Genomic DNA, 21735 nt, shown 5'->3' with positions numbered 1-21735 from the left:
CGCTTGCCGCATTTTTCAAGGTCTGCGAAGTTGCCTCATAATGCCGGACCTCGCGCCGGTGCCGATTGGGAGTCCCGTGATGTCCGAAGATCTCAGCAACTGGAAACCGCGTTCCCGGCCGGAGCGGCGCATTTTCGAAGGCCGCTATGTGAGGCTGGAGCATCTCGATCCGGCGCATCATGGTCTTGGCCTTTTTCAGGCCTCCACGGTGCCGGACGCCGATGAAAGGTTTCGCTGGCTGCCCGAATACCCACCGGCCTCGGAAAGCGAGTTCCACGACTGGCTCGTCATGGCGGCGGCCAGCCAGGATCCGATTTTCTATGCCGTCATCGATCGCGAGAGCGGCAAGACGGCGGGACGGCAGACCCTGATGCGGATCGATACGCAAAACGGCGTGATCGAGATCGGAAATGTCTACTGGGGGCCGCTGATCGCCCGCAAGCGCGCCGCCACCGAAGCGCTCTATCTCTTCATGAAATACGTTTTCGACGATCTGGGCTACCGGCGCTTCGAGTGGAAGTGCAACAACGATAATGTCCCCTCGAAGCGCTCGGCTCTCCGCTTCGGCTTCAAGGAGGAGGGGGTCTTCCGCCAGCATCTGATTGTCAAAGGGCGGAACCGGGACACGGCCTGGTTCTCCGTCATCGACAAGGAGTGGCCGGACCTGAGGTCGGGATATGAAGCCTGGCTCGATCCGGAAAACTTTGATTCCCAAGGACAGCAGAAGAAACCCTTGGGGGCGTTCTTTTCCGAGACCTGATCCATAAGGGCCGGACCGTCCGGGTGGGCAGTCTTGGAAAACATTTTCCCTGGTCCGGCGAAAAAGAGTTTGCCGGCCCACGCGCCTTCGCTACAGAACGCCTAATGATTGTGCAATTGCATAAGAAAAGGGCGGTTTGAATGCACGGAAGCGACTTGTCCCGGTGGCGGCTGATCTTCACGCCGGCCATGCCGCGGCCGGTGTGGAAAGATCTGGTCAGGGCAACTCTCGGCGGTTTTGCCGGAATTGCGGTCTGTGCTGTCTTTGCATGGGGCGCAAATCTTTCCGATGTCTTCCCTGTTTTCCTCATTGCTCCGCTCGGGGCCAGCGCCTTCCTTGTCTTTGCCGTTCCCAACAGCCCGCTGGCGCAGCCCTGGTCGGCAGTCGCCGGCAACACGCTTGCCGCTGTTTGCGGTGTTGCGGCCGCCAAGTTCCTTGATCCCGCATTTGCTCCCGCTGTCGGTGTGGCAATGGCTTTCGCAGCCATGATGTTCGGCCGCGCACTGCATCCTCCCGGCGGGGCGGTGGCTTTGCTGATTGCGCTCGACCCCGGGCTGCTGGAGCGGACCGGTGCGGTTGAAATCTGCCTGAATGCCGGAATCATGACAGCAGTTCTGGTCGGGGCGGGGCTCGCGTATCACAAGCTTTCCGGACGTAAGTATCCGCTCAGGGCAGGGCTCGCGCAAGGAACTGCCGTCGGGTTCTCCCGTCTCGGGCTGAGCAAGGAAGAACTGACGGATCTTCTCGCGAGATTCAATCAGTCCGCCAACCTCGGGGCGGTCGATCTGGGTCGCCTGCTGGCGGCGGCGGAGGATGAGGCGATCCATCACCGCTTTGGCGACAGGACTTGCGGGGACGTCATGACGGAGATCACAACGGCCTTCGGCGCCGGCGATCCGTTTCACGAAATCGTCCGGGTGTTTCAGCAGACCGATGAATTGGCGGTACCCGTCCTGAAGGAGGATGGCAGCATCGCCGGGATGGTCTGGCAACGTGAGGTCTTCAATCAACTTGCCCGGACAAAGAGCACGCGGCTGATTTTGCCCGCCGCTTCCGCGGGGAAGCTGATGCGGCCACCTGATGCGCTTTTCAATGCAGATGCGCCGGTCGGCGATGCGGTCGTTCACATGCTCCGGCACGGAGTGCAGCAGGTCCTGATAGAGCGCAATGGCGTTTTGAAAGGCCGTCTGACAAGATCGGACATATTGGAGCTTGCCCTTTTGTCCGGGGGTGCGCGAAAGGCGGCATAGAGCGAAACCGAGGGGACTTCGGATGATGGATGACGAGGATAATCTTGCCGGAGACCCGGTTTGCTACGCTCACAAACTGGTCGGCGGGCACATCGTAGACGAACAGACATTCCAGGACGTCAACAGGTTCCGGAAATCCGAACGCCTGCGGCTCGTCGAAAAACGAAAGCGTCTTTCGAGCGAGGAGCGGCAACAAAAGACGGCCGCTCTCATCTGCCGTCTGCGGATCTTGCCGGATTTCGAAAAGGCCCGGAAGGTTGCCGCCTATTGGCCGATCCGCGGGGAGCCTGACTTGCGCTCGTTCATGGCCGAACTGATTGACGCGGGCAAAACAGTGCTGTTGCCCGTCGTGGTCAGGAAGGATGCTCCAGTCGAATTCCATCGCTGGTATCCCGGCTGCAAGATGACGCGGGGTGTCTGGAATATTCCGGTTCCCGCTGCGGCGGAACCGGACATCCCCGATGTGGTCCTGTCGCCGCTTGTCGGTGTCGACAGGGACGGGTTTCGCCTGGGCAATGGCGGCGGCTACTACGACCGGACGCTGGCCGCCTTTCCTGAAAAACCGTTGGTTATTGGAGTGGGATTTGCCTTTTGCCGTATCCCGACGATTTTCCCGATGCCCTGGGACGTGCCGATGGACATCGTGGTGACGGAGGAAGGGGCAAACCGATAACCGGTCAACCGATAGCCGCTCGACCGGCAACCGGCGTTTCGATCAAGGCATCGATAAAGGAGGACACGAACTGGCCCCGGTTCGCCGTCCCTGATTTGGAATAGATGCTCGTTTGCTGCGCCCGCACTGTGCCTTGGGCCGTTCGTCGCAGGTCTGCAATTTCAGACACATCAAAGCCCTTGAGGGTGAGGAGCGCGACTTCCTGCTCGGTCGGCGACAGTTTCCAGGTGTCAAACCGGCTTCTGATCATCTCGCCGAAGGCGTCCGCCGCAATCCGGAGCGCGTCTTGTGCAAATTTTGAAGTCCTGTACATGCGGATCATTTCGAAGAAGCCGAAGATCACGCCACAGACCAGTGCGACGGCCGCGCAGGTTTCAAAGGCGGTGTGCAGGGTCAGACCGCTGGAGGTCAACTCCCAGAAGACGTCCCCGATGAAGAAGCAGGCACTCACGACTTGCAGCAGGATGACCGCTGCGAGCATTTTGGTTCGCCAGTTCGAGGCCAGAAATGTGAGTGCGGACCGGATGTGAGGCATCGTGCGTCTCCCTGTACAGGGAGCTTACATAAGCTTCGGCACAGCCTCTACGAATAAGCGCCTGCTTATGGACGCAAATTGCAATCGCCTGAAGATGGTTGACCGTGGACGGTTCGGCGTCAGGCCGGCAAGGCCGTTACGGTCTATGATTGAAACCATGCCGCGCGGCATGAGGAGGCAAAATGAAAAACACTCTGGCGATCCTGGCTCTGGCTCTGCTGTTCACCAGCCCGTCGGCGGCGATGGCGGACGAAAAGGGCGGGTTTTTCAAAAAACTGATTTCGGGTGATTATTCAGGCGACGATTCAACCCGTGATTCTGACGATTCCCACCGCGGATCGGGATCCTATTCGGAGCGCGAGCACAGCGACCGGAATGACAACGATCATGACAGCGGGGACGATAACGGCAGCGACGATAGCAACGACGATAACGACAACAGCGACCACGACAGCAATGACCATGATCGTGGAGACGATGACTGATCAGGCTTTGATCCGTCGTATCGAATGAGGCCGATAAACGGTTTGCTTCGCTCTTTCTGCTGCCCTTGCTGACTGGTGCCCGCTGTCGCGGGGGCAGCCGAAAGAGTGTCCGTCAGGCCGTCTCGGTTTTTGACGAGCGATTTCAGACAATGCCGCGTTTCCTTGTCCCGGAAACTCGGATTTTCCTTTTGGCGATCGGGGGGGAACTCCATGGGCTACCAAACCTCGTCATCTGTCGCCGCAATGACCTGACCGGGACAGCTCTCCACGCCTCCCTGGTCCCTGCAAGGCGGACGGAATAAGCGGTCGCCTAGTTGCGGATCCTCCATGCCTGGGAGCCGTAGCCTAGAACTCCTCAAACACCGGAAGCCCGTCTGCCAGCTTGATCCAGGGTTGTTGCCTGGAGACGAAGACATGCGCTTGCGGGGAGACGATCGACGGGTCGTCGAGCGTGGCGGCGGCAAACCAGGCATCCTTGCTCCAGTCCTGTCCGTCGACCTCCTGAACCGCCGCGTAGGTGAGCGTCGTGCCGCAGTCGCCACAGAAGCCTCTTCTGATGCCCGGCATTTTTTCGCAGATCTTGATGGTCCCGCTGGTCACGGTGAAGTCTTCCGCCGCAACCTTGGCCCAGGTGACGAAGGCACCGCCCAATGCGCGCTGACAGGATCTGCAGTGACAATGCCCGGACCATGCCGGCGCCCCCCTGATTTCGTACCGGACGGCGCCGCAGTAGCAGCCTCCCTGGTGTTCTTCCGGTTGAGTGTCCATCGCCTGCCTCGCGTAATCTTGTTAGAAATCCTTAAAAGTCGGAACTTCAGGGCCACGTTCAAGTTTGCTACTCTGGCACCATACTTGAACTTTTCACGGTTTCATGCGACTCAAATATCGTTGCATCATGTAAGAAAAACTACAGTATGGACTGGTTGAGACTTCCTCCGCTGAATAGCCTGCGCGCGTTTTCGGTTCTTGCCGAGACCGGCAGTTATACCGCTGCGGCGGAGAGGCTCAATGTCACCCATGCCGCTGTCAGCCAGCAGATCAAGACACTTGAAGGCCGCCTCGGCGTTAGCCTCGTAATCCGCGATGGCCGGGGTATCCGCATGACCGAAGACGGCGCGGCCCTGGCGCGCGACGTCGGAATCGGGTTTTCAGCCATCGGACGCGGTGTTGAGCGACTGATCGAGTCGTCGGTCGAGCGGCCCGTTCAGGTGACCATGTCACCCGCTTTCGCGACCGAATGGCTGATGCCGAAGGTCATGGATTTTCAGTATGCCCACCCGGGAATTACCTTGATGCTCAATCCCACTTCCGAGGTCGTGGAGCTCAAACCCGGGGGCATCGATGTTGCGGTCCGGTACCGCGACCGGCGCCGCCCGCAACCCGAAACACCAGCGCTCCTGATCTCCGACATGATCGTTATCGGCGCCCCGTCGCTCCTGGCGGGTCGGGATTTTCGTACGCCGGCTTCGTTGATGGAGCTGCCCTGGTTGCAGGAGCTTGGCACAAATGAAGTCGCGGACTGGTTCACATGTCACGGTGTTGTTCCTGACAAACCTCTGACGGTGCATCACATGCCGGGCAACCTCATCATGGAGGGAGTGCGCAGGGGAGACGGCATCACCTACACATCCCGTGCGTTTTTCAAGGAAGATCTTGCGTCGGGCAGGGTCGTCGAACTGTTCAGCGAACCGGTGTTCGGGGTCTATTATGTGGAGACGGCGCAGGACCCGATGCGTCCCGCCGTACGGATCTTCGTCGAATGGCTTCTGTCACGGGCGGAGACGGTATCGGTGGCGTGATGTGTGTTGTCACATGCGTTGGCAAGCGTGGCACTTTCTTCGTGACAACAAGTCGGGTCTCAGTCTTCCTTCACCGCGCAGATGGCGTAGCGGTGTTGTGTGGTCCGTTCCCATCCCTTGAAAAAGGGAAGGTGCGGGCGTTGCGCCCGGTGGATGGCTTTCAGATCGGTGTCGATCGAGACCTTTCGGAAACCCGCCTCTTTCAAAAGCGCCGCGACGGCCTCGGCGCGTGCTCCCTTCGAAAAATGGACCCTTGAAAGAATGCTGCGATGGATGGACTGCATGTCCGCCGCAGCGTCGTCAGCCCATTCAAGATTGGGGACCCCGGCTTGCTTGAACCAGCAGGAAAGCCGCGAAATCAGCCGTGCGACCGGACCCGGATTGACAAAATCGCCGTCGACAACCAGCAAACACCCGCCCGGTTTCAGGATCCGGTGCCATTCGGCAAAGGCTGCTGCCGGATCCACCAGCGTCCAGACCAGATGACGGCAAGTGAGGGCGTCGTAGTGTTCGGATGGCTCCATTGTCTGCTCTGCATCGCCGAGCAGGAAGCGAATGGAGCGTTGCCGGACCAGCGCCTTTTCCCTTGCGAGCGCGAGCATCGGCTCGGCCCAGTCCATGCCGGTGACGTCAAACTTCAGGTCGTCGAGCAGATGCGAGACGACACCGGTGCCGGAGGCGAGATCCAGAACCCGTCTGCCGTCACCCGCGCCAAGATGCTTTTTTAAAAGACGAAACCAGGCCTGCCGTTCATCTTCCGAAAAAATTTCATGCCCCGGCAGGCTATCGAATGTCTCGGCGCGTTTGCCCCAATAGTCCCTGATTTCCTCGCGCAAATCGAAGTTCGAAATCGTGTTCGTGTTTGTCATGTCCTGCTCCGATGCCACTGGTTGGAAGCGTTCTAAAAGATAAATCTTGACTCATATACTCAGGTTAAATAGGCAAAAACAAGAGTTTTATACTCAGCTTTTGTTTCTCATAAATTCCGAGGCAGACGTGAACAAAATCAATCATCTGGCAGCGTCCATGCTGTTGACTGCTGCGCTTCTTCCGTCCCCGGCCAGTGCTGGAGATCTGGTAACCGTGACCGATATCACCGGCCGAAAGGTCGAGGTCGAAGTGCCGGTGGAAAAGGTCATTCTGGGCGAGGGGCGCCAGACTTATTTCACGGCTGTTCTGGACAGCGAAGATCCGTTCAAACGTGTCGTCGGCTGGCGCGACGATTTCGAACGGGCGGATCATGACGGATACCGCCAGTATCTGGAAAGTTTCCCCGCAATCGCCGGCATTCCGAAGTTCGGCAGCATGCGGAACGGGACGTTCGACGTGGAGCAGGCAGTCGCCCTCAAGCCGGATGTCCTCATCCTGAACCTCGATGTCAAGGCGGCCACCGATGAGGGCGGCTACATCGAGAAGCTGGCCAAGGTCGGTATTCCGGTGGTCTTTGTCGACTTCCGTGCCAAGCCGATGGAAAACACTGAACCGTCGATGCGACTGATCGGCAAGCTTTACGGCAAGGAAGACAAGGCGGAGGAATTCATCGCCTTCCGTGCAGCCGAGATTGCAAAGGTGACGGATCGGCTGGCCGGGCGGACCGGCCTGAAAAAACCGGTCGTCTTCATGGAGCGCGCCGCCGGCTACTCCGACGACTGCTGCATGTCCTTCGGCAACGAGAATTTCGGCAAGATGGTCGAGATGGCCGGTGGCATCAATATGGCCAGGGACATCATTCCAGGCACCTTCGGCACGGTGAACCCGGAACAGATCATTGCGGCGAATCCCGATCAGATCATTGTCACCGGTGCCAACTGGGAACTGAACGTGCCAGGCGGAAACTGGGTCGGCGTTGGCAGCGGGGCGGACCCGGAAGTCACATCCGGAAAACTGGCGAACCTAATGACAAGACCCGGTTTTGCGGGCGTCAAGGCGGTCACAGACGGCAATGTCCACGCCATTTGGCACCAGTTCTACAACAACCCCTATCAATTCGTCGCGGTTCAGCAGTTCGCCAAGTGGCTGCATCCGGAGCTCTTCCAGGATCTCGATCCCGACGCAACCTTCAAGGAACTGCATGACCGGTTCCTGCCTGTCGACTACCGTCCGGGTTATTTCGTCTCCCTGAGGACGGGCAGCTGAAATGGCGGTTTCTGAAACCCAAATCGGTGAAACGGGGCGCGGACTTTACCGCGCCCTTGCCATGCGGCGCATCCTGCTGATCTGCGGTCTTCTTGCCGCGCTCGCGGTCAGCCTTGCGCTCGATCTTTCGCTGGGGCCGGCGCGCTATCCGCTGAGCGAGGTGCTGGCCGCACTGTTCAACCCCTCCGGTGCCGACCTCCAGACGCGGGTCGTTCTCTGGGACATCCGCATGCCGGTCGCCCTGATGGCGATTTCGGTCGGAGGTTGCCTGGCCCTTGCCGGTGCGCAGATGCAGACCATCCTGGCCAATCCGCTGGCAAGTCCCTTCACGCTCGGGATATCCGCGGCAGCGAGCTTCGGCGCCGCGCTCGGACTGGTCGCGGGTGTCGCGCTCCTACCGGCAGCCGTCGCCTACATGGTACCGTTCAACGCCTTCATCATGGCGATGGTGGCATCTCTTTTCATTTATCTCCTGTCCACGTTCCGCGGTGTCACCGTGCAAACCATCGTGCTTCTGGGGATCGCACTGGTCTTTACCTTCAACGCGCTTTTGTCCCTTCTGGAATATCTTGCGACCGAGCAGGCGCTTGCCGCCGTCGTGTTCTGGACCATGGGATCGCTCACCAAGGCCACTTGGGAGAAGGTTTATGTCACCTTCGCGGTGCTCGGTCTCTGCATCCCGTTCTTTGCCCGCCATACCTGGGCGCTGACGGCTCTTCGTCTCGGCGACGAGAAGGCGGCAAGCTTCGGTGTCAATGTCGGCGCCTTGCGTCTGAAGACGCTATTGGGTGTCAGCCTGCTTGCCGCCATCCCGGTGTCCTTTGTCGGCACCATCGGCTTTGTCGGGCTGGTCGGCCCGCATATTGCGAGGATGCTGGTGGGCGAAGATCAGCGGTTCTTTCTGCCTGCTGCCGTTCTCTGCGGCGCCCTGATGCTGTCGGCGACGTCCGTGGTGTCCAAGATGATCCTGCCTGGAGCGGTGCTTCCGATCGGGGTGATTACCGCGCTGGTGGGGGTTCCGTTCTTCTTTGCACTGATTTTTGCCGACAGGAGGCAGTCATGGTGAGTTTGAAACTTTCAGACCTTGGGGCGCGTTACGGAGCGAGCCTGACGATGGAAGGTATATCCACGCCAGTCCTATCCGGCGGCGGGCTCACCGCCGTCATAGGTCCGAACGCGGCCGGAAAATCGACCCTCTTCAAGCGGATCGCCGGTCTGTTGAAGGGGCCCGGACTGGTGGAACTGCAAGGCGTCAGCCAACCACCAAAAGAGGCAATCCGCTACATGCCTCAGGACACACACGCCAATGCGGTGCTGACGGTCTATGAATCCGTTCTGCTGGCCGCAAAACAGGGGGCGGGCTGGCGCGTCAGGGACGGGGAACTGGCGAGGATCGACCGGATCCTCCAGGCCCTTCAGATCGGCGAGCTGGCTTTCCGCAATCTTGGAGCGCTGTCCGGCGGGCAGCGCCAGCTTGTCGCCATCGCCCAGGCGCTGGTCAGGAAACCCGAAGTCCTCCTGATGGATGAGCCGACCTCGGCGCTGGATCTCTACCGGCAGGTCGAGGTACTCGGTTTCATGCAGGAGTTTGCCCGCCGGAACGGAACCCTGGTTCTGATCGCCCTGCACGACCTGAACCATGCCCTGCGGTTTTGCCAGAACACGATGGTGATTTCAGGCGGGCGTCTTGCGGCTGCCGGGCCTTCGGAAGAGGTCATCACTCAGGATCTGCTCAGGCAGATCTACCGGATCGACGCACGGATCGAGCAGTGCTCCCGTGGCGAGCGGCACATCATCATCGACAGGGCAGCGGCGTGATGCCACCTGCGCCGGTCCGGCCTCTCGTACGTTAAATCGCGGGATACGCCTGGAAACGGAATTTGCGGTGTCTCTGCGCGGAAAGACGAAGAGACACCGGCTCCTTAAGGCCAGATCAGCGCGGGAGCGACCTCTTCATCGCCCCTCGTGGTGACCCGCGCGCCGGTCACCTTCGTTTTGCCGGCAGCTACCAGCGCCAGCGCCTTCGGGTAGATCTTGTGTTCGACTTCCAGGACCCGCGCGGCGAGCGTGTCCGGCGTGTCGCCATCCAGCACCGGAACGGCGCCCTGGACGATGATCGGGCCGTCGTCCATTTCCGCCGACACGAAATGCACCGTGGCGCCGTGCAGTTTCACCCCTTCCTCCAGAGCCCTTTCGTGCGTGGCAAGGCCTTTGAACGAGGGCAGGAGGGCGGGATGGATGTTGATCATCCGGTTGGTCCAGGCGTTTACCAGGAACGGCGTCAGGATGCGCATGAACCCGGCCAGGGCGACGAGTTCGATATTGTGGTCCTTGAGGACGGTATCGACCTGACGTTCAAAAGCTTCGCGGTCGCCGGGAAAGTCCTTGTGATCGACCACGGCCGTGGGGATGCCGAAACTGGCGGCCCGCTCAAGACCCGCCGCATCCGGCCGGTTGGAGAGCACCAGCGCGATTTCGGCCGGATAGTTCGGGTCAAGCGCTGCCGAAATCAGCGCATTCATGTTCGAGCCGCGTCCGGAAATCAGAACGGCGGTTCGCTTGCGCTGTGCCATCAGGCAAGCCCCAGGGTGCCGTCGAAGAGGACGGGTTTGGCGCCGGCTGCTTCGATCCGGCCGATTTGGGTGACGGTTTCCCCGGCCTCGGTGAGGGCGTTCGAAACGGCCTCTGCCTCTTCGGCGGCGACGACCACCACCATGCCGACGCCGCAGTTGAAGGTGCGCAGCATCTCGCTTTCGGCCACGCCGCCGGTCTCGGCCAGCCAGGAGAACACCGGCGGAAACGCGATCTTGTCGAGGTCGATCCGGGCGGAGCTGTTTTCCGGCAGGACACGCGGCAGGTTTTCCGGCAGACCACCACCCGTGATATGGGCCAGCGCCTTGATCCCGGACGTTGCCTTCAGGGCGGCCAGAAGCGGCTTGACGTAGATCTTCGTCGGTTCCATCAGCGCCTGCCCAAGCGTCTTGCCTTCCGCGAATGGAGCTGCGTCGGACCATGTCAGCCCGGCCAGTTCGATGATCTTGCGAACCATGGAATAGCCGTTGGAATGAACGCCGGAGGAGGCCAGGCCGAGCAGAACGTCACCTTCCGCCACATCCTTGCGCGGCAGGATTTCGCCGCGCTCCACGGCGCCGACCGAGAAACCGGCAAGGTCGTAGTCGCCTTCCACATACATGCCCGGCATTTCTGCCGTCTCGCCGCCGATCAGCGCGGCACCTGCCATCTTGCAGCCGTCGGCAATGCCGGCGACCACATCCGTTGCGGTTGTCACATCCAGCGCGCCGGTCGCGAAATAGTCGAGGAAGAACAGCGGCTCGGCGCCCTGAACGATCAGGTCGTTGACGCACATGGCCACCAGGTCGATGCCCACTGTGCGGTGCTGGCCGGTCTCGATGGCGATCTTCAGTTTGGTGCCGACGCCGTCATTGGCAGCCACCAGGACAGGATCCGTGAAACCGGCACCCTTCAGGTCGAACAAGCCGCCGAAGCCGCCGATGTCGCTGTCCGCTCCCGGACGCGAGGTTGCCTTGACCAGGGGCTTGATCCGGTTGACCAGCTCGTTTCCGGCATCGATATCGACACCGGCATCCGCATAGGTCAGGCCATTGGTGGGAGGAGTGGTCTGGCTCATTGGGCGCTCCGGGACTGCGTGCATATGGCTTTGCCACGCGGATTACAGTCTGGAGCCTTTGAACACAAGAGGAGAACGCCGCAAAGACTACGTCCTTCTGAGGAAATCGGGTTGCCCGGTCAACGGAATTCGCAAGGCGGATGCCGCCAGGGTATAGCCGCCAAAAGTACTGCAGGGTCGTCTTTGAAGCGTGGCCGCCTCTGGACTTGACCGGGAACGGCGTTTAATTCCAACTGCGACTGGTGCCAATTTGATTTTCTCTGTCTGAAGGAACGCCCTGAATGACCCTTCGCCGTCAGGTGCAATTCTGGCTGGTCTCCCTGGCTGTATTTTGTGCCTTTCTTTATGTGTTTTCCGGCGTTCTGTTGCCATTTGTCGCCGGAATGGCTGTCGCATATCTTCTGGACCCGGTCTGCGACCGTCTTGAAGCGCTCGGCATGGCCCGCCTTTGGGCAACTCTCACCATTCTGTTTGCCTTCATCTTCGTGCTGGTGTTGTTCTTCATTCTCCTGCTGCCGCTGCTTGGCAACCAGCTTGCGCTGTTTCTGGAAAAATTTCCCGAACTTGTCCGCAAGTTGCAGGGACTGCTGTCGGAAAATATCGGCTCAAGCCTGGCGGCAGCCGTGGGCATCGATCCGCAGGACCTGCAATCCACCATGAGCAATCTGGTCGGGCAGGGGGCGTCTTTCATCGGCAAACTGGCGCAATCGGTGTGGAGCGGCGGCCAGGCGCTCCTGTCGATCCTTTCGCTCTTTGTCATCACACCGGTCGTTGCCTTTTATCTGCTGCTCGACTGGGACCACATGGTCGAACGCCTCGACAGCTGGCTACCCCGGGATCATTTGGATGAAATTCGTGCATTGGCCAAGGAAATGGATGGGGCCGTTGCCGGTTTCGTACGTGGCCAGGTGTCGGTCTGTCTCATCCTCGGGTCGTTCTACGCCGTTGCACTTGTTCTGGTCGGTCTCAATTTCGGTCTCCTGATCGGTATGGCCGCCGGTCTCGTCAGCTTCATTCCCTTTGTTGGCGCAGGGCTCGGTCTCGTGCTGTCCGTTGGCGTCGCACTGGTTCAGTTCTGGCCGGACTGGCCCTGGGTCATCGCGGTCGTGGCCGTATTCGCCGTTGGACAGTTTCTGGAAGGAAACATTCTCCAGCCGAAACTTGTTGGGGAAAGCACCGGACTTCACCCGGTCACCTTGATGTTCGCGCTGTTTGCCTTTGGATATCTCTTTGGATTTGTGGGGATGCTTGTGGCCGTTCCCGCAGCGGCGATGATCGGGGTGCTTGCGCGCTTTGCGCTGAAGCAGTACCTAGCAAGCCCGGTATACAAGGGAACCGGCGCTCCGGCGGCGGCTCCGGAAGAGTCAGAGTAAGCAGCAATATCATGGCGGAACCCCCGCGCCAGTTACCGTTAGACCTGCCCCACGAAGCCGCGCTCAGCCGGGATGACTTTCTGGTCGGCGCTTCCAATCGCGCGGCGTTCGAGCTGCTGGAGCGCTGGCCGGACTGGCCGTCTCCCGTCGTCGTTCTGGCGGGCCCCGTCGGCTCCGGCAAGACCCATATCGTCAAGGCCTTTCAGGAAGAAACCGGCGCCGCGGTCATTTCCGCACGGGACCTGCGGGAAGTGTCCGTCGAAGGGCTTGTCGCTGCGCCTGCAACGGTCGTCGAGGACGCGCATCTCGGGGTCGATAACACCGCCCTGTTTCACTTGCTCAATGCCTCCCGGCAAGCCGGCAAGACCGTGCTGATCACAAGCCGCACCTGGCCTGCCAGCTGGAAAGTCACCTTGCCCGATCTCATGTCGCGCCTGAGAGCTGCGACACCGGTGGAAATCCTGGAACCGGACGACGACCTGCTGCGCCGTGTGCTGGTCAAGCTTTTTGCCGACAGGCAGATTGCTGTCGATATTGGCGTCGTCGACTATCTGGTGGTGCGTATGGAACGTTCGCTGGAGGTGGCCATGCGGGCCGTGGAGGCCATCGATCAGGAAGCGCTTGCCGGACGTGTCAAGATCACCAAGCCGCTTGCCGGCAGGGTGCTCGAAAATGTGCATAAGGGCATTTAGCCGCAAACAACGTCGTGGAACTGTCATTTGTCCGCAGGCGCGTTCATGTTAGAGCAACGGAACCCGGGTTTACCCCCGGAATGGCTGCGCTAACACCGTAAGATGGAACACCAATTTGCTTTTGTGGCAAAGTCCGGTTTCAGGAAAGCTGGCCGACAGACTTCGCCGGTGGAGCCGGGACAGGCTGAAATGGGGAAAGTGTCATGAATGAAACTCCTGAATTTTCAGACAGCCTGTCGCCCGTCGGCAATCCCGCAGACGCAGGAGAGAGCAGCGCACCCGTTGAAGTGGTAAGCGATCTGGCCGTGTCGCCTTCACGTTTCATGAACCGGGAACTGTCCTGGCTGCAGTTCAATCGCCGCGTTCTGGAAGAGGCGATGAACGAGAACCATCCACTGCTGGAACGCCTCCGCTTCCTGTCGATTTCGGCAAACAATCTCGATGAATTTTTCATGGTGCGCGTCGCCGGTCTTCGCGGCCAGCAGCGTGCCGAAATCATGAACCTGTCGGATGACGGTCTGACGCCCAACGAACAGCTTCAGAAAATCACCGAGGCGGTGCGCGAGCTCCAGGCCTCCCAGCAGCAGATCTGGGGGGAGTTGCGCCGCGAGATCGTCGACAAGGGGATCGAGATTCTCAAGGGCGACAATCTGGCCGAGGAAGACCGGACCTGGCTGCGGGACTATTTTCTCGCCTACCTGTTTCCGGTTCTGACGCCGCTGGCAATCGACCCGGCGCATCCGTTCCCGTTCATTCCCAACCTTGGCTTTTCCATCGTCTTCGAACTCGTGCCGACAACCGGCGGCAGAGGCATGATCGCGCTGCTCAGGATCCCCAACCAGGTCGACCGGTTCGTACAGCTGCCTGACGGGCAGGGGGGAGCGGCCCGGTTCATTGCCATAGAGAAGGTGGTCTCTCTCTTTATCGGCCGTCTGTTCCCGGGTTACGAAATTCGCGGAAAGGGTGCCTTCCGGGTCATTCGCGACAGCGATCTTGAAATCGAGGAAGAAGCGGAAGATCTGGTCCGCCTGTTCGAAAGCGCGCTCAAGCGCCGCCGGCGCGGGTCCGTTATCCGTCTTGAAATCCAGGACACGACCCCGCCGGCCCTGCAGGAATTTGTCGCGGAGGCGCTGGACGTCGGGAAAAGCGAGATCTTCCAGGCGAGCGGCCTGCTGGCGCTCAACAATCTGTCGCAGATCGTCGACCTGGAACGGACCGATCTGAAGTTCGAACCCTATACGGCCCGCTTTCCCGAACGGATCCGGGAACACGGCGGCGATTGCCTGGCGGCGATCCACCAGAAGGACATCATTGTCCACCATCCTTACGAATCCTTCGACGTGGTGGTGCAATACCTCCGTCAGGCCGCACGCGATCCGGATGTGGTGGCGATCAAACAGACGCTTTACCGCACATCCAACAACTCGCCGATCGTCAAGGCGCTTGCGGAAGCTGCGGAAGCCGGAAAATCGGTCACCGCGCTGGTTGAACTGAAGGCCCGCTTTGACGAGGCCGCCAACATCAAATGGGCACGCGACCTGGAACGTGCGGGCGTTCAGGTCGTGTTCGGGTTCATCGAACTGAAGACCCATTCGAAGCTTTCGATGGTCATCAAGCGCGAGCACGGCCAGTTGAAGACCTATTGCCACATCGGAACCGGCAACTATCACCCGATCACGGCGCGGATCTACGAGGACCTGTCCTTCTTTACTGACGATCCGGAGATCGCCGAGGATGCGGCGCGCGTCTTCAATTTCATCACCGGTTATGCCCGCCCGGCGGAACTCAAGCATCTGATGGTTTCACCGGTCAATCTGCGCGAACGCATGCTGGAAATGACCGAGGCGGAAATCGACCACGCCCGGGCGGGGCGTCCGGCGCAGATCTGGATGAAGATGAACTCCCTCGTCGATCCGGAAATCATCGATGCGCTTTACCGCGCAAGCCAGGCCGGCGTTCAGATCGACCTCGTCATCCGGGGTATCTGCTGCCTGCGGCCGGGTATTGCGGGATTGTCCGAAAACATCCGGGTCAAGTCCATCGTCGGGCGCTTTCTGGAGCACTCCCGTATTTTCTGTTTCGGCAACGGCCAGGGGCTGCCGTCTCCGGAGGCGCATGTTTATATCGGTTCGGCCGATCTCATGCCGCGCAACATCGACCGGCGGGTCGAGGTTCTGGTGCCGCTGCCAACGCCGACGGTGCACGAACAGGTTCTCGACCAGATCATGGTGGCCAACCTGAAGGACAATCAGCAGAGCTGGCGCATCCTGTCCGACGGCAGCCACGAACGGATCAAACCGGGCGTGAACGAGGAGCCGTTCAATGCTCATCAGTATTTCATGACAAACCCATCTCTTTCCGGCAGGGGCAAGTCCCTGAGGGAGGATCGGCCGCGACCGTTCCTGGAACGGAATAAACGAGGTTAGTATGACAAGCCAGTTTCAGCCGGCCCGTGGCCGTCTCAACGGGTCCGGACCGGTGGCGGTCGTGGACATTGGCTCTAACTCCGTGCGCCTCGTTGTTTACGAGCGTAAGGCCCGGACCCCGACGATGCTTTTCAACGAGAAGCTTCTTGCCGGTCTCGGGCGGGGTGTCGCCGCGACGGGGCGGATGGCGGAAGATTCCGTCAGTCTGGCTTTGGGCGAACTCGCCCGTTTCAAGGCCCTGATCGAACACACCGGCTGCAAGGAGCTTTTCATCGTCGCGACAGCAGCTGCCCGCGATGCCGAAAACGGTCCGGAATTCGTGCGTGAAGTCGAACGCTTCCTGGAAACGCCTGTCCGTATTCTGGACGGGAACGAAGAAGCCTATTATTCGGCGCTCGGTGTTATCGCCGGCTTCTGGCAGCCGCGCGGGATTGTCGGCGACATGGGGGGCGGCAGCCTGGAACTGGTGGAAATCGCCGACAAGAAGCCGGGTCTTGGCGCAACCTTTCCGCTTGGAGGATTGCGTCTTTCCGAAGAAGCCGGTGGTAGCATCGACGAGGCCCGACAAATCGCCGAAACCGCGCTCAACGGTTTCGACTGGCCGGACCTGGCTCCGGGCGAGCGCACTTTCTATGCGGTTGGCGGCACCTGGCGGTCCCTCGGCCGTCTGCATCTCATTCAGAACGGCTATCCGCTGCACGTGATGCACAATTACGAGATCGGCGCGCAAGAGGCGATCGAGTTCTGCCGGAAGATCGCGGTCCCCAATCTGGAAGGCATTGCCAAGGCGGACGTCGTTTCCAAACAGCGGCGTCCGCTTGTGCCGATCGGGGCGGTCGTTCTGGAACAGGTGCTGACGGCAATGAAGGCGGATCGCCTCGTCTTCTCCGCAACCGGCGTTCGCGAAGGTCTGCTCCATGAGAAGCTTTCGCCTGAAATGCAGGCCCAGGATCCTGTTATCGAAGCAGCACGCGAGTTGAGCACGCTTCGCGCCCGCTCGCCCGCTCATGCCGATGAACTGATCGTATGGACCGATACCTTGTTCAAGGAGCTGGCGATCGAGGAGACAGCCAATGAAACCAGATTGCGCCATGCCGCCTGCCTTCTGTCCGACATCGGCTGGCGGGCGCATCCCGACTACCGCGGAGAGCAGAGCCTGAACATCATCTCCAACGCCTCCTTTGTCGGACTGGATCATGCCAGCCGTGCCTATCTGTCGGCGGCGGTCTTTTACCGCCACCAGGGGCTGAGGGAGGGCGCCTTGTCGCCTGTGATCCTGGAGTTGTTCACGGACCGCTTGCGCATCCGAGCCAAGGTTCTGGGCGCCATCCTGCGCGTCGCGTCGCTGCTGAGCGCTTCCATGGCCGGCCTGCTGCCGAAGGTCGGAATCGCGAAGACGGAGACCGGACTTGCGCTGGAACTCGGGGAAGACATCGCCAACCTGGACGGCGAGCGCCTGCGCAAACGGGCAAATCAGCTTGGCAAGGTCATCCGGACACCGGTTGAAATCCGGCTGGTATGACCAAAACAGAACGTCCGGCCGTGAGGCCGGACGCTAAGGGCAACCAAGATGTCCGAAGGCGGCTATTCCGCCGCCTGGGCCTTTGAATCCTCTGCTGCCGGCTGGTCAAGGGCGACAATCTGCCGGTTCCGGAAGGCCAGGGCAACCTCGCCGCGTTTCAGTTTGAGCGCGGGTTCTCCAAAGAGCTCCCGGCGCCAGCCTTTCATCGCGGCAACGTCGGCGCCATCGTCGGCGGCAATCTTTTCAAGGTCGTCCACCGTCGCGATAACCTTGGCGGCGACCCCATGGGCCTCGCTGACAAGCTTCAGGAGAACCTTCAATAGATCGACAGCCGCGGCCGATCCGTCCGGAGCCTGACGGCCTTTGGGCAGTTTCGGCAATTTTTCCTTGGGCAGATCAAGGGCGCGCTTCACGGCCTTCAGGATCTCGTCCGCCGACCTGGAACGTTCGAACCCTCGGGGAATCGTTCTCAATCGCGACAGGGCTTCCGCGTCCTGAGGCTGCTGGGCTGCCAGCTCGTAGATGGCATCGTCCTTGACAACCCGGCTTCGCGGTACGTTGCGGGATTGGGCCTCGCGCTCGCGCCAGGCGGCGACTTCCATCATCACCGCAAGCTCTATCGGCTTGCGTACCCGAAGCTTCAGCCGCTTCCAGGCCTGTTCCGGGTCGGCCCGGTAGGTCGTGACGGAAGTCAGGACCTCCATTTCGTCCTGTACCCAATGGCTGCGGTTCTGTTCCGCCAGGTTGGCTTTCAGGAACTGATAGGCGTCGCGCAGATGGGTGACGTCGGCGAGCGCGTAGTCCAGCTGTTTTGCCGTCAAAGGCCGTCTCGCCCAGTCCGTGAAGCGGGAAGACTTGTCGATCCTTGCACCCGTGACCTTGTAGACCAGCTGGTCGTAGGAGATGGAATCGCCGAAACCGCAAACCATTGCGGCGACCTGCGTGTCGAACAGGGGCGAGGGGATCAGTCCGCCAAGGTGATAGACGATCTCTATGTCCTGGCGCGCCGCGTGAAATACCTTTGTCACACCATCGTCGCGCATCAGGTCGAAGAAGGGCCGAAGATCCAGGCCTTCGGAAAGGGCGTCCACGATGAAGGCCATGTCCGGCCCTGCCATCTGGATCACGCAGAGCTTCGGCCAAAAGGTGGTTTCACGGAGAAATTCCGTGTCCACTGTTACATAGTCATGGGCGGCAAGGCGCTCGCAGGCAGAGGCGAGTTCTTCTGTTTTTGTAATCACATGCATGGTGAGGCACAGCTATACCCGAGTTCTGCCGCTTTGTCGCCACGAAATGGAAACTTTGGCTGTGCTGAATCTTGTAAAGGTGCAAAAAGTGCGCCTATGTTGAGGCAGGAACAATCAGGACGGGAGCTGGCAGGGGAGAGCCGATGCGCAAGATACTGGTGGTGAATTCCAAGGGCGGCTGCGGCAAGACGACAATTGCCACGAATCTCGCCGTCGCGCTGGCCGCCCGCGGTGACGACGTCGCGCTCGCCGATGCCGACCGGCAGAAATCCAGTCTCGCATGGGTCAAGCGGCGCCCGGAAAACCTGGCCGCCATAGAAGCGCTGAACTGGAGCAAGGCCGAGGCAATTGGCGGCAAGAACAAACAACTCGATGCCATCGTGATCGACGGTCCGGGCGGGCTCAAATCCGAGCATGCAAAAACCCTGATTGCCGAAGCTTCCGATATCGTTGTTCCGGTCCTTGCCTCGGCTTTCGACTGGAACGCGACACTGAAGTTTCTGGATGACATTTCGGACATCAAGCGCGTGCGCAAGGGCAAGGCGGATATTCATGTGGTCGCCAACCGGATTAACAAGCGATCGACCCAGGTGGGTGATCTGGAGAGGACATTGGCGGACAGGGGGTTCCCGCTGCTGTGCCGAATCTCCGACCGTGTGCTCTACGCCCGTCATGCTGCTGCCGGCACCGGCGTCTTCGACTATTCCGATTCGAGATCATACGAGATCAGGGGGCAGTGGCATCCGCTGCTTCAGGCGGTGGACAGCTAGCCCGTTCTCTGTCTCATGACCGGTTTGATGAGGGGATGGGCTTGCTTGCGGCAGGTCTTTCCCTTGACTTTCGCCGCGCAACATGGCTTGTGCAGCCCGACACGGCCTGCCCTTGGTGGGCCGTAATGATTTTACATGCCAAGACGAACTGCCGAGGAACGATAATGCACCCCTACCGTAGTCACACTTGCGGTGATCTCCGTCTGTCCAACGAGGGAGAGACCATCCGTCTTTCCGGCTGGGTCCATCGGGTCCGCGATCATGGCGGGGTGCTGTTCATCGATCTGCGCGACCACTACGGCGTGACGCAATGTGTGGTCGACCCGGATTCGGCTGCCTTCGGACTTGCCGAAACGGTGCGTTCCGAATGGTGCATTCGCATCGACGGCAATGTGAAGAAGCGCACGGACGAAACCATCAACCCGGATCTGCCGACCGGTGAAATTGAAGTCTTCATCCGTGAGATGGAGATCCTGGGTTCGGCCAAGGAACTGCCGCTGCCGGTCTTCGGTGATCTCGACTATCCGGAAGAAGTGCGCCTGAAGTACCGTTTCCTCGATCTGCGCCGTGAAAAGCTGCACGACAACATGATCCTGCGCTCGAATGTCGTGCGTGACCTGCGCGACCGCATGTGGGAAATCGGCTTCAACGAATTCCAGACCCCTATCATTACGGCGTCCTCGCCAGAAGGCGCGCGCGACTTCCTGGTGCCGTCCCGCCTGCATCCTGGCAGGTTCTATGCGCTGCCGCAGGCTCCGCAGCAGTTCAAACAGCTGCTGATGGTCTCCGGCTTCGACAAGTATTTCCAGATCGCGCCCTGCTTCCGCGATGAAGATCCGCGCGCTGACCGTTCTCCGACGGACTTCTACCAGCTCGATATGGAAATGTCCTTCGTCACCCAGCAGGACGTTTTCGACACCATCGAGCCCGTTCTGACGGGCTGCTTCGAGAAATTCGGCAAGGGCCGCCCGGTCAACCATGACTGGCCGCAGATCTCCTACAAGGACAGCGCACTCTGGTATGGCACCGACAAGCCGGACCTCAGGAACCCGATCAAGATGCAGATCGTTTCCGAGCATTTTGCCGGATCCGGATTTGCGATCTTCGCGAACCTGCTGCAGCAGCCGGGCACCGAAATTCGCGCCATTCCGGCCCCGAAGGGCGGCAGCCGCAAATTCTGTGACCGCATGAACAAGTTCGCCCAGGAGCAGGGCCTGCCGGGCATGGGCTATATCTTCTGGCGCAAGGCCGAGGACGGCTCGATGGAAGCCGCCGGTCCGCTGGCCAAGAACATCGGTCCGGAACGCACCGAAGCGATCCGCGTCCAGCTTGGCCTGGAAGTGGGCGATGCCGCCTTCTTCCTCGGTGGCAAGCCGAAGCAGTTCGAGCCGGTTGCGGCGAAGGCACGTGTCATCATCGGAGAGGAACTCGGCCACACCGACAAGGACCGTTTCGAGTTTGCCTGGATCGTCGACTTCCCGATCTACGAACGGGATGAGGAAACCGGCGAAATCGACTTCGAACACAACCCGTTCTCCATGCCTCAGGGGGGCCTGGAAGCACTGCAAGGCGATCCGCTCGAGGTTCTGGGCTGGCAGTACGATCTGGCCTGCAACGGCCACGAACTCCTCTCGGGCGCCATCCGGAATCACAAGCCGGAAATCATGTACAAGGCTTTCGAAATCGCCGGCTATCCGGCCGAGGAAGTCGACAACCGCTTTGGTGGCATGGTCAACGCCTTCCAGTACGGCGCCCCTCCGCATGGTGGCTGTGCGGCGGGCATCGACCGGATCGTCATGCTGCTGGCCGATGAAGCCAACATCCGCGAAGTCATGCTCTTCCCGATGAACCAGAAGGCGGAAGACCTGATGATGGGGGCGCCGAACGAGCCGACAGCCGCTCAGTTGCGTGACCTGCATTTGCGGCTGAACTTGCCGGAAGCCTAGGCAGGCCACTTGCGGTAAGGCATCAAATGAGAGTACCCCTCTCTGCAAAAGGGGTTGAGGCCGGCTCTGCTGGCCTCTTTCATGTCGGATGATTGAACACCCTCGGAAAGGCAACGCTGCGTGCGAAATCCGTTCAAATCCAAGTCCTGGACCGATCCGAATGGAACGGTTCAACTGATCAAGCGCCTGTTTGCCGAGAATTTCAGGACCTATATCCCGCAATATCTGCTGGCGTTTGTTTTCATGGGCATAATCGCGGCGACGACCGCGGCAAGCGCCTGGATCATGCGCGATGTCGTCAACCAGGTCTTCGTCGACAAGAACGAGACGATGGTCTACGTGATCGCGGCAACCGTTCTCGTGATTTTCTCTTTGAAAGGCGCTTCGACCTACGGCCAGATGGTGGTCCTTTCCCGCGTCGGAAATTCCATCGTCTCGGACCTGTCCAGGCGCATGTTCAAAGATCGGAAGA

At 60.1% G+C, this 21735-nt stretch carries 20 protein-coding genes and 1 pseudogene; 15 read left to right on the top strand and 6 right to left on the bottom strand.

Going from position 1 to position 21735, the window contains the following annotated elements; all coding sequences use genetic code 11:
* Window positions 1-79: 79 nt before the first annotated feature.
* From ACQY7U_RS04590 to ACQY7U_RS04580, 3 genes are all read left to right on the top strand, one after another.
* Entirely contained in the window at window positions 80-760 is a 681-nt protein-coding gene (locus tag ACQY7U_RS04590) for a GNAT family N-acetyltransferase (protein ID WP_428642446.1), read from the top strand.
* Window positions 761-900: 140 nt separating this feature from the next.
* Complete coding sequence (locus ACQY7U_RS04585; protein WP_428642444.1) at window positions 901-2010, top strand: HPP family protein; 1110 nt, start codon at window positions 901-903, stop codon at window positions 2008-2010.
* A gap of 25 nt (window positions 2011-2035) precedes the next feature.
* The gene (locus tag ACQY7U_RS04580) at window positions 2036-2683 is read left to right on the top strand and encodes a 5-formyltetrahydrofolate cyclo-ligase (RefSeq protein WP_428642442.1); all 648 of its coding nucleotides are present in this window, start codon (window positions 2036-2038) and stop codon (window positions 2681-2683) included.
* A gap of 4 nt (window positions 2684-2687) precedes the next feature.
* Here the strand turns inward: ACQY7U_RS04580 and ACQY7U_RS04575 are convergent, their stop codons facing one another.
* Window positions 2688-3218 (bottom strand): helix-turn-helix transcriptional regulator, encoded by a 531-nt coding sequence (locus ACQY7U_RS04575; protein ID WP_428642440.1) that lies wholly within the window; start codon window positions 3216-3218, stop codon window positions 2688-2690.
* Between the two features lie 182 nt (window positions 3219-3400).
* Between ACQY7U_RS04575 and ACQY7U_RS04570 the strand changes: the two genes are divergently transcribed.
* Window positions 3401-3703 (top strand): hypothetical protein, encoded by a 303-nt coding sequence (locus tag ACQY7U_RS04570; protein WP_428642438.1) that lies wholly within the window; start codon window positions 3401-3403, stop codon window positions 3701-3703.
* 345 nt (window positions 3704-4048) lie between these two features.
* Here the strand turns inward: ACQY7U_RS04570 and ACQY7U_RS04565 are convergent, their stop codons facing one another.
* Window positions 4049-4471, bottom strand: a complete 423-nt coding sequence (locus ACQY7U_RS04565; protein ID WP_428642436.1) for a GFA family protein — start codon at window positions 4469-4471, stop codon at window positions 4049-4051.
* Between the two features lie 146 nt (window positions 4472-4617).
* On the opposite strand from ACQY7U_RS04565, the gene ACQY7U_RS04560 reads away from it, so the two are divergent.
* The gene (locus ACQY7U_RS04560) at window positions 4618-5502 is read left to right on the top strand and encodes a LysR family transcriptional regulator (RefSeq protein ID WP_428642434.1); all 885 of its coding nucleotides are present in this window, start codon (window positions 4618-4620) and stop codon (window positions 5500-5502) included.
* Window positions 5503-5561: 59 nt separating this feature from the next.
* Here ACQY7U_RS04560 and ACQY7U_RS04555 read toward each other — a convergent pair whose 3' ends face one another.
* Complete coding sequence (locus ACQY7U_RS04555; RefSeq protein ID WP_428642431.1) at window positions 5562-6371, bottom strand: class I SAM-dependent methyltransferase; 810 nt, start codon at window positions 6369-6371, stop codon at window positions 5562-5564.
* Window positions 6372-6528: 157 nt separating this feature from the next.
* Here ACQY7U_RS04555 and ACQY7U_RS04550 point away from each other — a divergent pair, with 157 nt between their 5' ends.
* Genes ACQY7U_RS04550 through ACQY7U_RS04540 form a run of 3 tightly spaced genes read left to right on the top strand, consistent with a single transcriptional unit; the run spans window position 6529 to window position 9456 of the window.
* Entirely contained in the window at window positions 6529-7638 is a 1110-nt protein-coding gene (locus ACQY7U_RS04550; RefSeq protein WP_428642581.1) for an ABC transporter substrate-binding protein, read from the top strand.
* Window position 7639: 1 nt separating this feature from the next.
* Window positions 7640-8704, top strand: coding sequence for a FecCD family ABC transporter permease (locus ACQY7U_RS04545; RefSeq protein ID WP_428642429.1), 1065 nt, complete (start codon window positions 7640-7642; stop codon window positions 8702-8704).
* Window positions 8698-9456 (top strand): ABC transporter ATP-binding protein, encoded by a 759-nt coding sequence (locus ACQY7U_RS04540; protein WP_428642427.1) that lies wholly within the window; start codon window positions 8698-8700, stop codon window positions 9454-9456. The genes ACQY7U_RS04545 and ACQY7U_RS04540 overlap by 7 nt, the downstream gene beginning before the upstream one ends.
* A 104-nt stretch (window positions 9457-9560) precedes the next feature.
* Here the strand turns inward: ACQY7U_RS04540 and purN are convergent, their stop codons facing one another.
* Both purN and purM read right to left on the bottom strand, forming a co-directional pair.
* Window positions 9561-10211, bottom strand: coding sequence for a phosphoribosylglycinamide formyltransferase (purN, locus tag ACQY7U_RS04535; protein WP_428642425.1), 651 nt, complete (start codon window positions 10209-10211; stop codon window positions 9561-9563).
* The gene (gene purM, locus ACQY7U_RS04530) at window positions 10211-11287 is read right to left on the bottom strand and encodes a phosphoribosylformylglycinamidine cyclo-ligase (protein WP_428642423.1); all 1077 of its coding nucleotides are present in this window, start codon (window positions 11285-11287) and stop codon (window positions 10211-10213) included. The genes purN and purM overlap by 1 nt, the downstream gene beginning before the upstream one ends.
* Window positions 11288-11568: 281 nt before the next feature.
* Between purM and ACQY7U_RS04525 the strand changes: the two genes are divergently transcribed.
* The 4 genes from ACQY7U_RS04525 (at window position 11569) to ACQY7U_RS04510 (ending at window position 17300) form a co-directional block, all read left to right on the top strand.
* Complete coding sequence (locus ACQY7U_RS04525; RefSeq protein WP_428642421.1) at window positions 11569-12660, top strand: AI-2E family transporter; 1092 nt, start codon at window positions 11569-11571, stop codon at window positions 12658-12660.
* A gap of 11 nt (window positions 12661-12671) precedes the next feature.
* Window positions 12672-13352, top strand: coding sequence for a hypothetical protein (locus ACQY7U_RS04520; protein ID WP_428642418.1), 681 nt, complete (start codon window positions 12672-12674; stop codon window positions 13350-13352).
* A gap of 203 nt (window positions 13353-13555) precedes the next feature.
* Window positions 13556-15778 (top strand): RNA degradosome polyphosphate kinase, encoded by a 2223-nt coding sequence (locus tag ACQY7U_RS04515; RefSeq protein ID WP_428642417.1) that lies wholly within the window; start codon window positions 13556-13558, stop codon window positions 15776-15778.
* Between the two features lies 1 nt (window position 15779).
* Entirely contained in the window at window positions 15780-17300 is a 1521-nt protein-coding gene (locus ACQY7U_RS04510; protein ID WP_428642415.1) for an exopolyphosphatase, read from the top strand.
* A 62-nt stretch (window positions 17301-17362) separates the two neighbouring features.
* Here the strand turns inward: ACQY7U_RS04510 and rnd are convergent, their stop codons facing one another.
* Complete coding sequence (gene rnd / locus ACQY7U_RS04505) at window positions 17363-18547, bottom strand: ribonuclease D (RefSeq protein ID WP_428642413.1); 1185 nt, start codon at window positions 18545-18547, stop codon at window positions 17363-17365.
* A 143-nt stretch (window positions 18548-18690) separates the two neighbouring features.
* Between rnd and ACQY7U_RS04500 the strand changes: the two genes are divergently transcribed.
* The 3 genes and pseudogenes from ACQY7U_RS04500 to ACQY7U_RS04490 form a co-directional block, all read left to right on the top strand.
* Entirely contained in the window at window positions 18691-19317 is a 627-nt protein-coding gene (locus ACQY7U_RS04500; RefSeq protein WP_428642411.1) for an AAA family ATPase, read from the top strand.
* Between the two features lie 164 nt (window positions 19318-19481).
* Complete coding sequence (aspS, locus tag ACQY7U_RS04495; RefSeq protein ID WP_428642410.1) at window positions 19482-21263, top strand: aspartate--tRNA ligase; 1782 nt, start codon at window positions 19482-19484, stop codon at window positions 21261-21263.
* 120 nt (window positions 21264-21383) lie between these two features.
* Window positions 21384-21735 (top strand): annotated as a pseudogene (locus ACQY7U_RS04490) (ABC transporter ATP-binding protein); the annotation flags it as partial.

It is taken from the genome of Roseibium sp., from assembly GCF_050301095.1.
Classification (GTDB): Bacteria; Pseudomonadota; Alphaproteobacteria; order Rhizobiales; family Stappiaceae; genus Roseibium.
This window is presented reverse-complemented; position numbering and strand designations above follow the sequence as displayed.

What these genes read in the sequence shown, in the direction of transcription:
- purM (WP_428642423.1), bottom strand. Translation starts at nt 11,287, where the DNA reads ATGAGCCAGACCACTCCTCCCACCAATGGCCTGACCTATGCGGATGCC.
- ACQY7U_RS04515 (WP_428642417.1), top strand. Translation starts at nt 13,556, where the DNA reads ATGAATGAAACTCCTGAATTTTCAGACAGCCTGTCGCCCGTCGGCAAT.
- ACQY7U_RS04500 (WP_428642411.1), top strand. Translation starts at nt 18,691, where the DNA reads ATGCGCAAGATACTGGTGGTGAATTCCAAGGGCGGCTGCGGCAAGACG.
- ACQY7U_RS04565 (WP_428642436.1), bottom strand. Translation starts at nt 4,471, where the DNA reads ATGGACACTCAACCGGAAGAACACCAGGGAGGCTGCTACTGCGGCGCC.
- ACQY7U_RS04585 (WP_428642444.1), top strand. Translation starts at nt 901, where the DNA reads ATGCACGGAAGCGACTTGTCCCGGTGGCGGCTGATCTTCACGCCGGCC.
- ACQY7U_RS04540 (WP_428642427.1), top strand. Translation starts at nt 8,698, where the DNA reads ATGGTGAGTTTGAAACTTTCAGACCTTGGGGCGCGTTACGGAGCGAGC.
- rnd (WP_428642413.1), bottom strand. Translation starts at nt 18,547, where the DNA reads ATGCATGTGATTACAAAAACAGAAGAACTCGCCTCTGCCTGCGAGCGC.
- ACQY7U_RS04560 (WP_428642434.1), top strand. Translation starts at nt 4,618, where the DNA reads ATGGACTGGTTGAGACTTCCTCCGCTGAATAGCCTGCGCGCGTTTTCG.
- ACQY7U_RS04525 (WP_428642421.1), top strand. Translation starts at nt 11,569, where the DNA reads ATGACCCTTCGCCGTCAGGTGCAATTCTGGCTGGTCTCCCTGGCTGTA.
- ACQY7U_RS04570 (WP_428642438.1), top strand. Translation starts at nt 3,401, where the DNA reads ATGAAAAACACTCTGGCGATCCTGGCTCTGGCTCTGCTGTTCACCAGC.
- ACQY7U_RS04550 (WP_428642581.1), top strand. Translation starts at nt 6,529, where the DNA reads ATGCTGTTGACTGCTGCGCTTCTTCCGTCCCCGGCCAGTGCTGGAGAT.
- ACQY7U_RS04555 (WP_428642431.1), bottom strand. Translation starts at nt 6,371, where the DNA reads ATGACAAACACGAACACGATTTCGAACTTCGATTTGCGCGAGGAAATC.
- purN (WP_428642425.1), bottom strand. Translation starts at nt 10,211, where the DNA reads ATGGCACAGCGCAAGCGAACCGCCGTTCTGATTTCCGGACGCGGCTCG.
- ACQY7U_RS04510 (WP_428642415.1), top strand. Translation starts at nt 15,780, where the DNA reads ATGACAAGCCAGTTTCAGCCGGCCCGTGGCCGTCTCAACGGGTCCGGA.
- ACQY7U_RS04580 (WP_428642442.1), top strand. Translation starts at nt 2,036, where the DNA reads ATGGATGACGAGGATAATCTTGCCGGAGACCCGGTTTGCTACGCTCAC.
- ACQY7U_RS04590 (WP_428642446.1), top strand. Translation starts at nt 80, where the DNA reads ATGTCCGAAGATCTCAGCAACTGGAAACCGCGTTCCCGGCCGGAGCGG.
- ACQY7U_RS04575 (WP_428642440.1), bottom strand. Translation starts at nt 3,218, where the DNA reads ATGCCTCACATCCGGTCCGCACTCACATTTCTGGCCTCGAACTGGCGA.
- aspS (WP_428642410.1), top strand. Translation starts at nt 19,482, where the DNA reads ATGCACCCCTACCGTAGTCACACTTGCGGTGATCTCCGTCTGTCCAAC.
- ACQY7U_RS04545 (WP_428642429.1), top strand. Translation starts at nt 7,640, where the DNA reads ATGGCGGTTTCTGAAACCCAAATCGGTGAAACGGGGCGCGGACTTTAC.
- ACQY7U_RS04520 (WP_428642418.1), top strand. Translation starts at nt 12,672, where the DNA reads ATGGCGGAACCCCCGCGCCAGTTACCGTTAGACCTGCCCCACGAAGCC.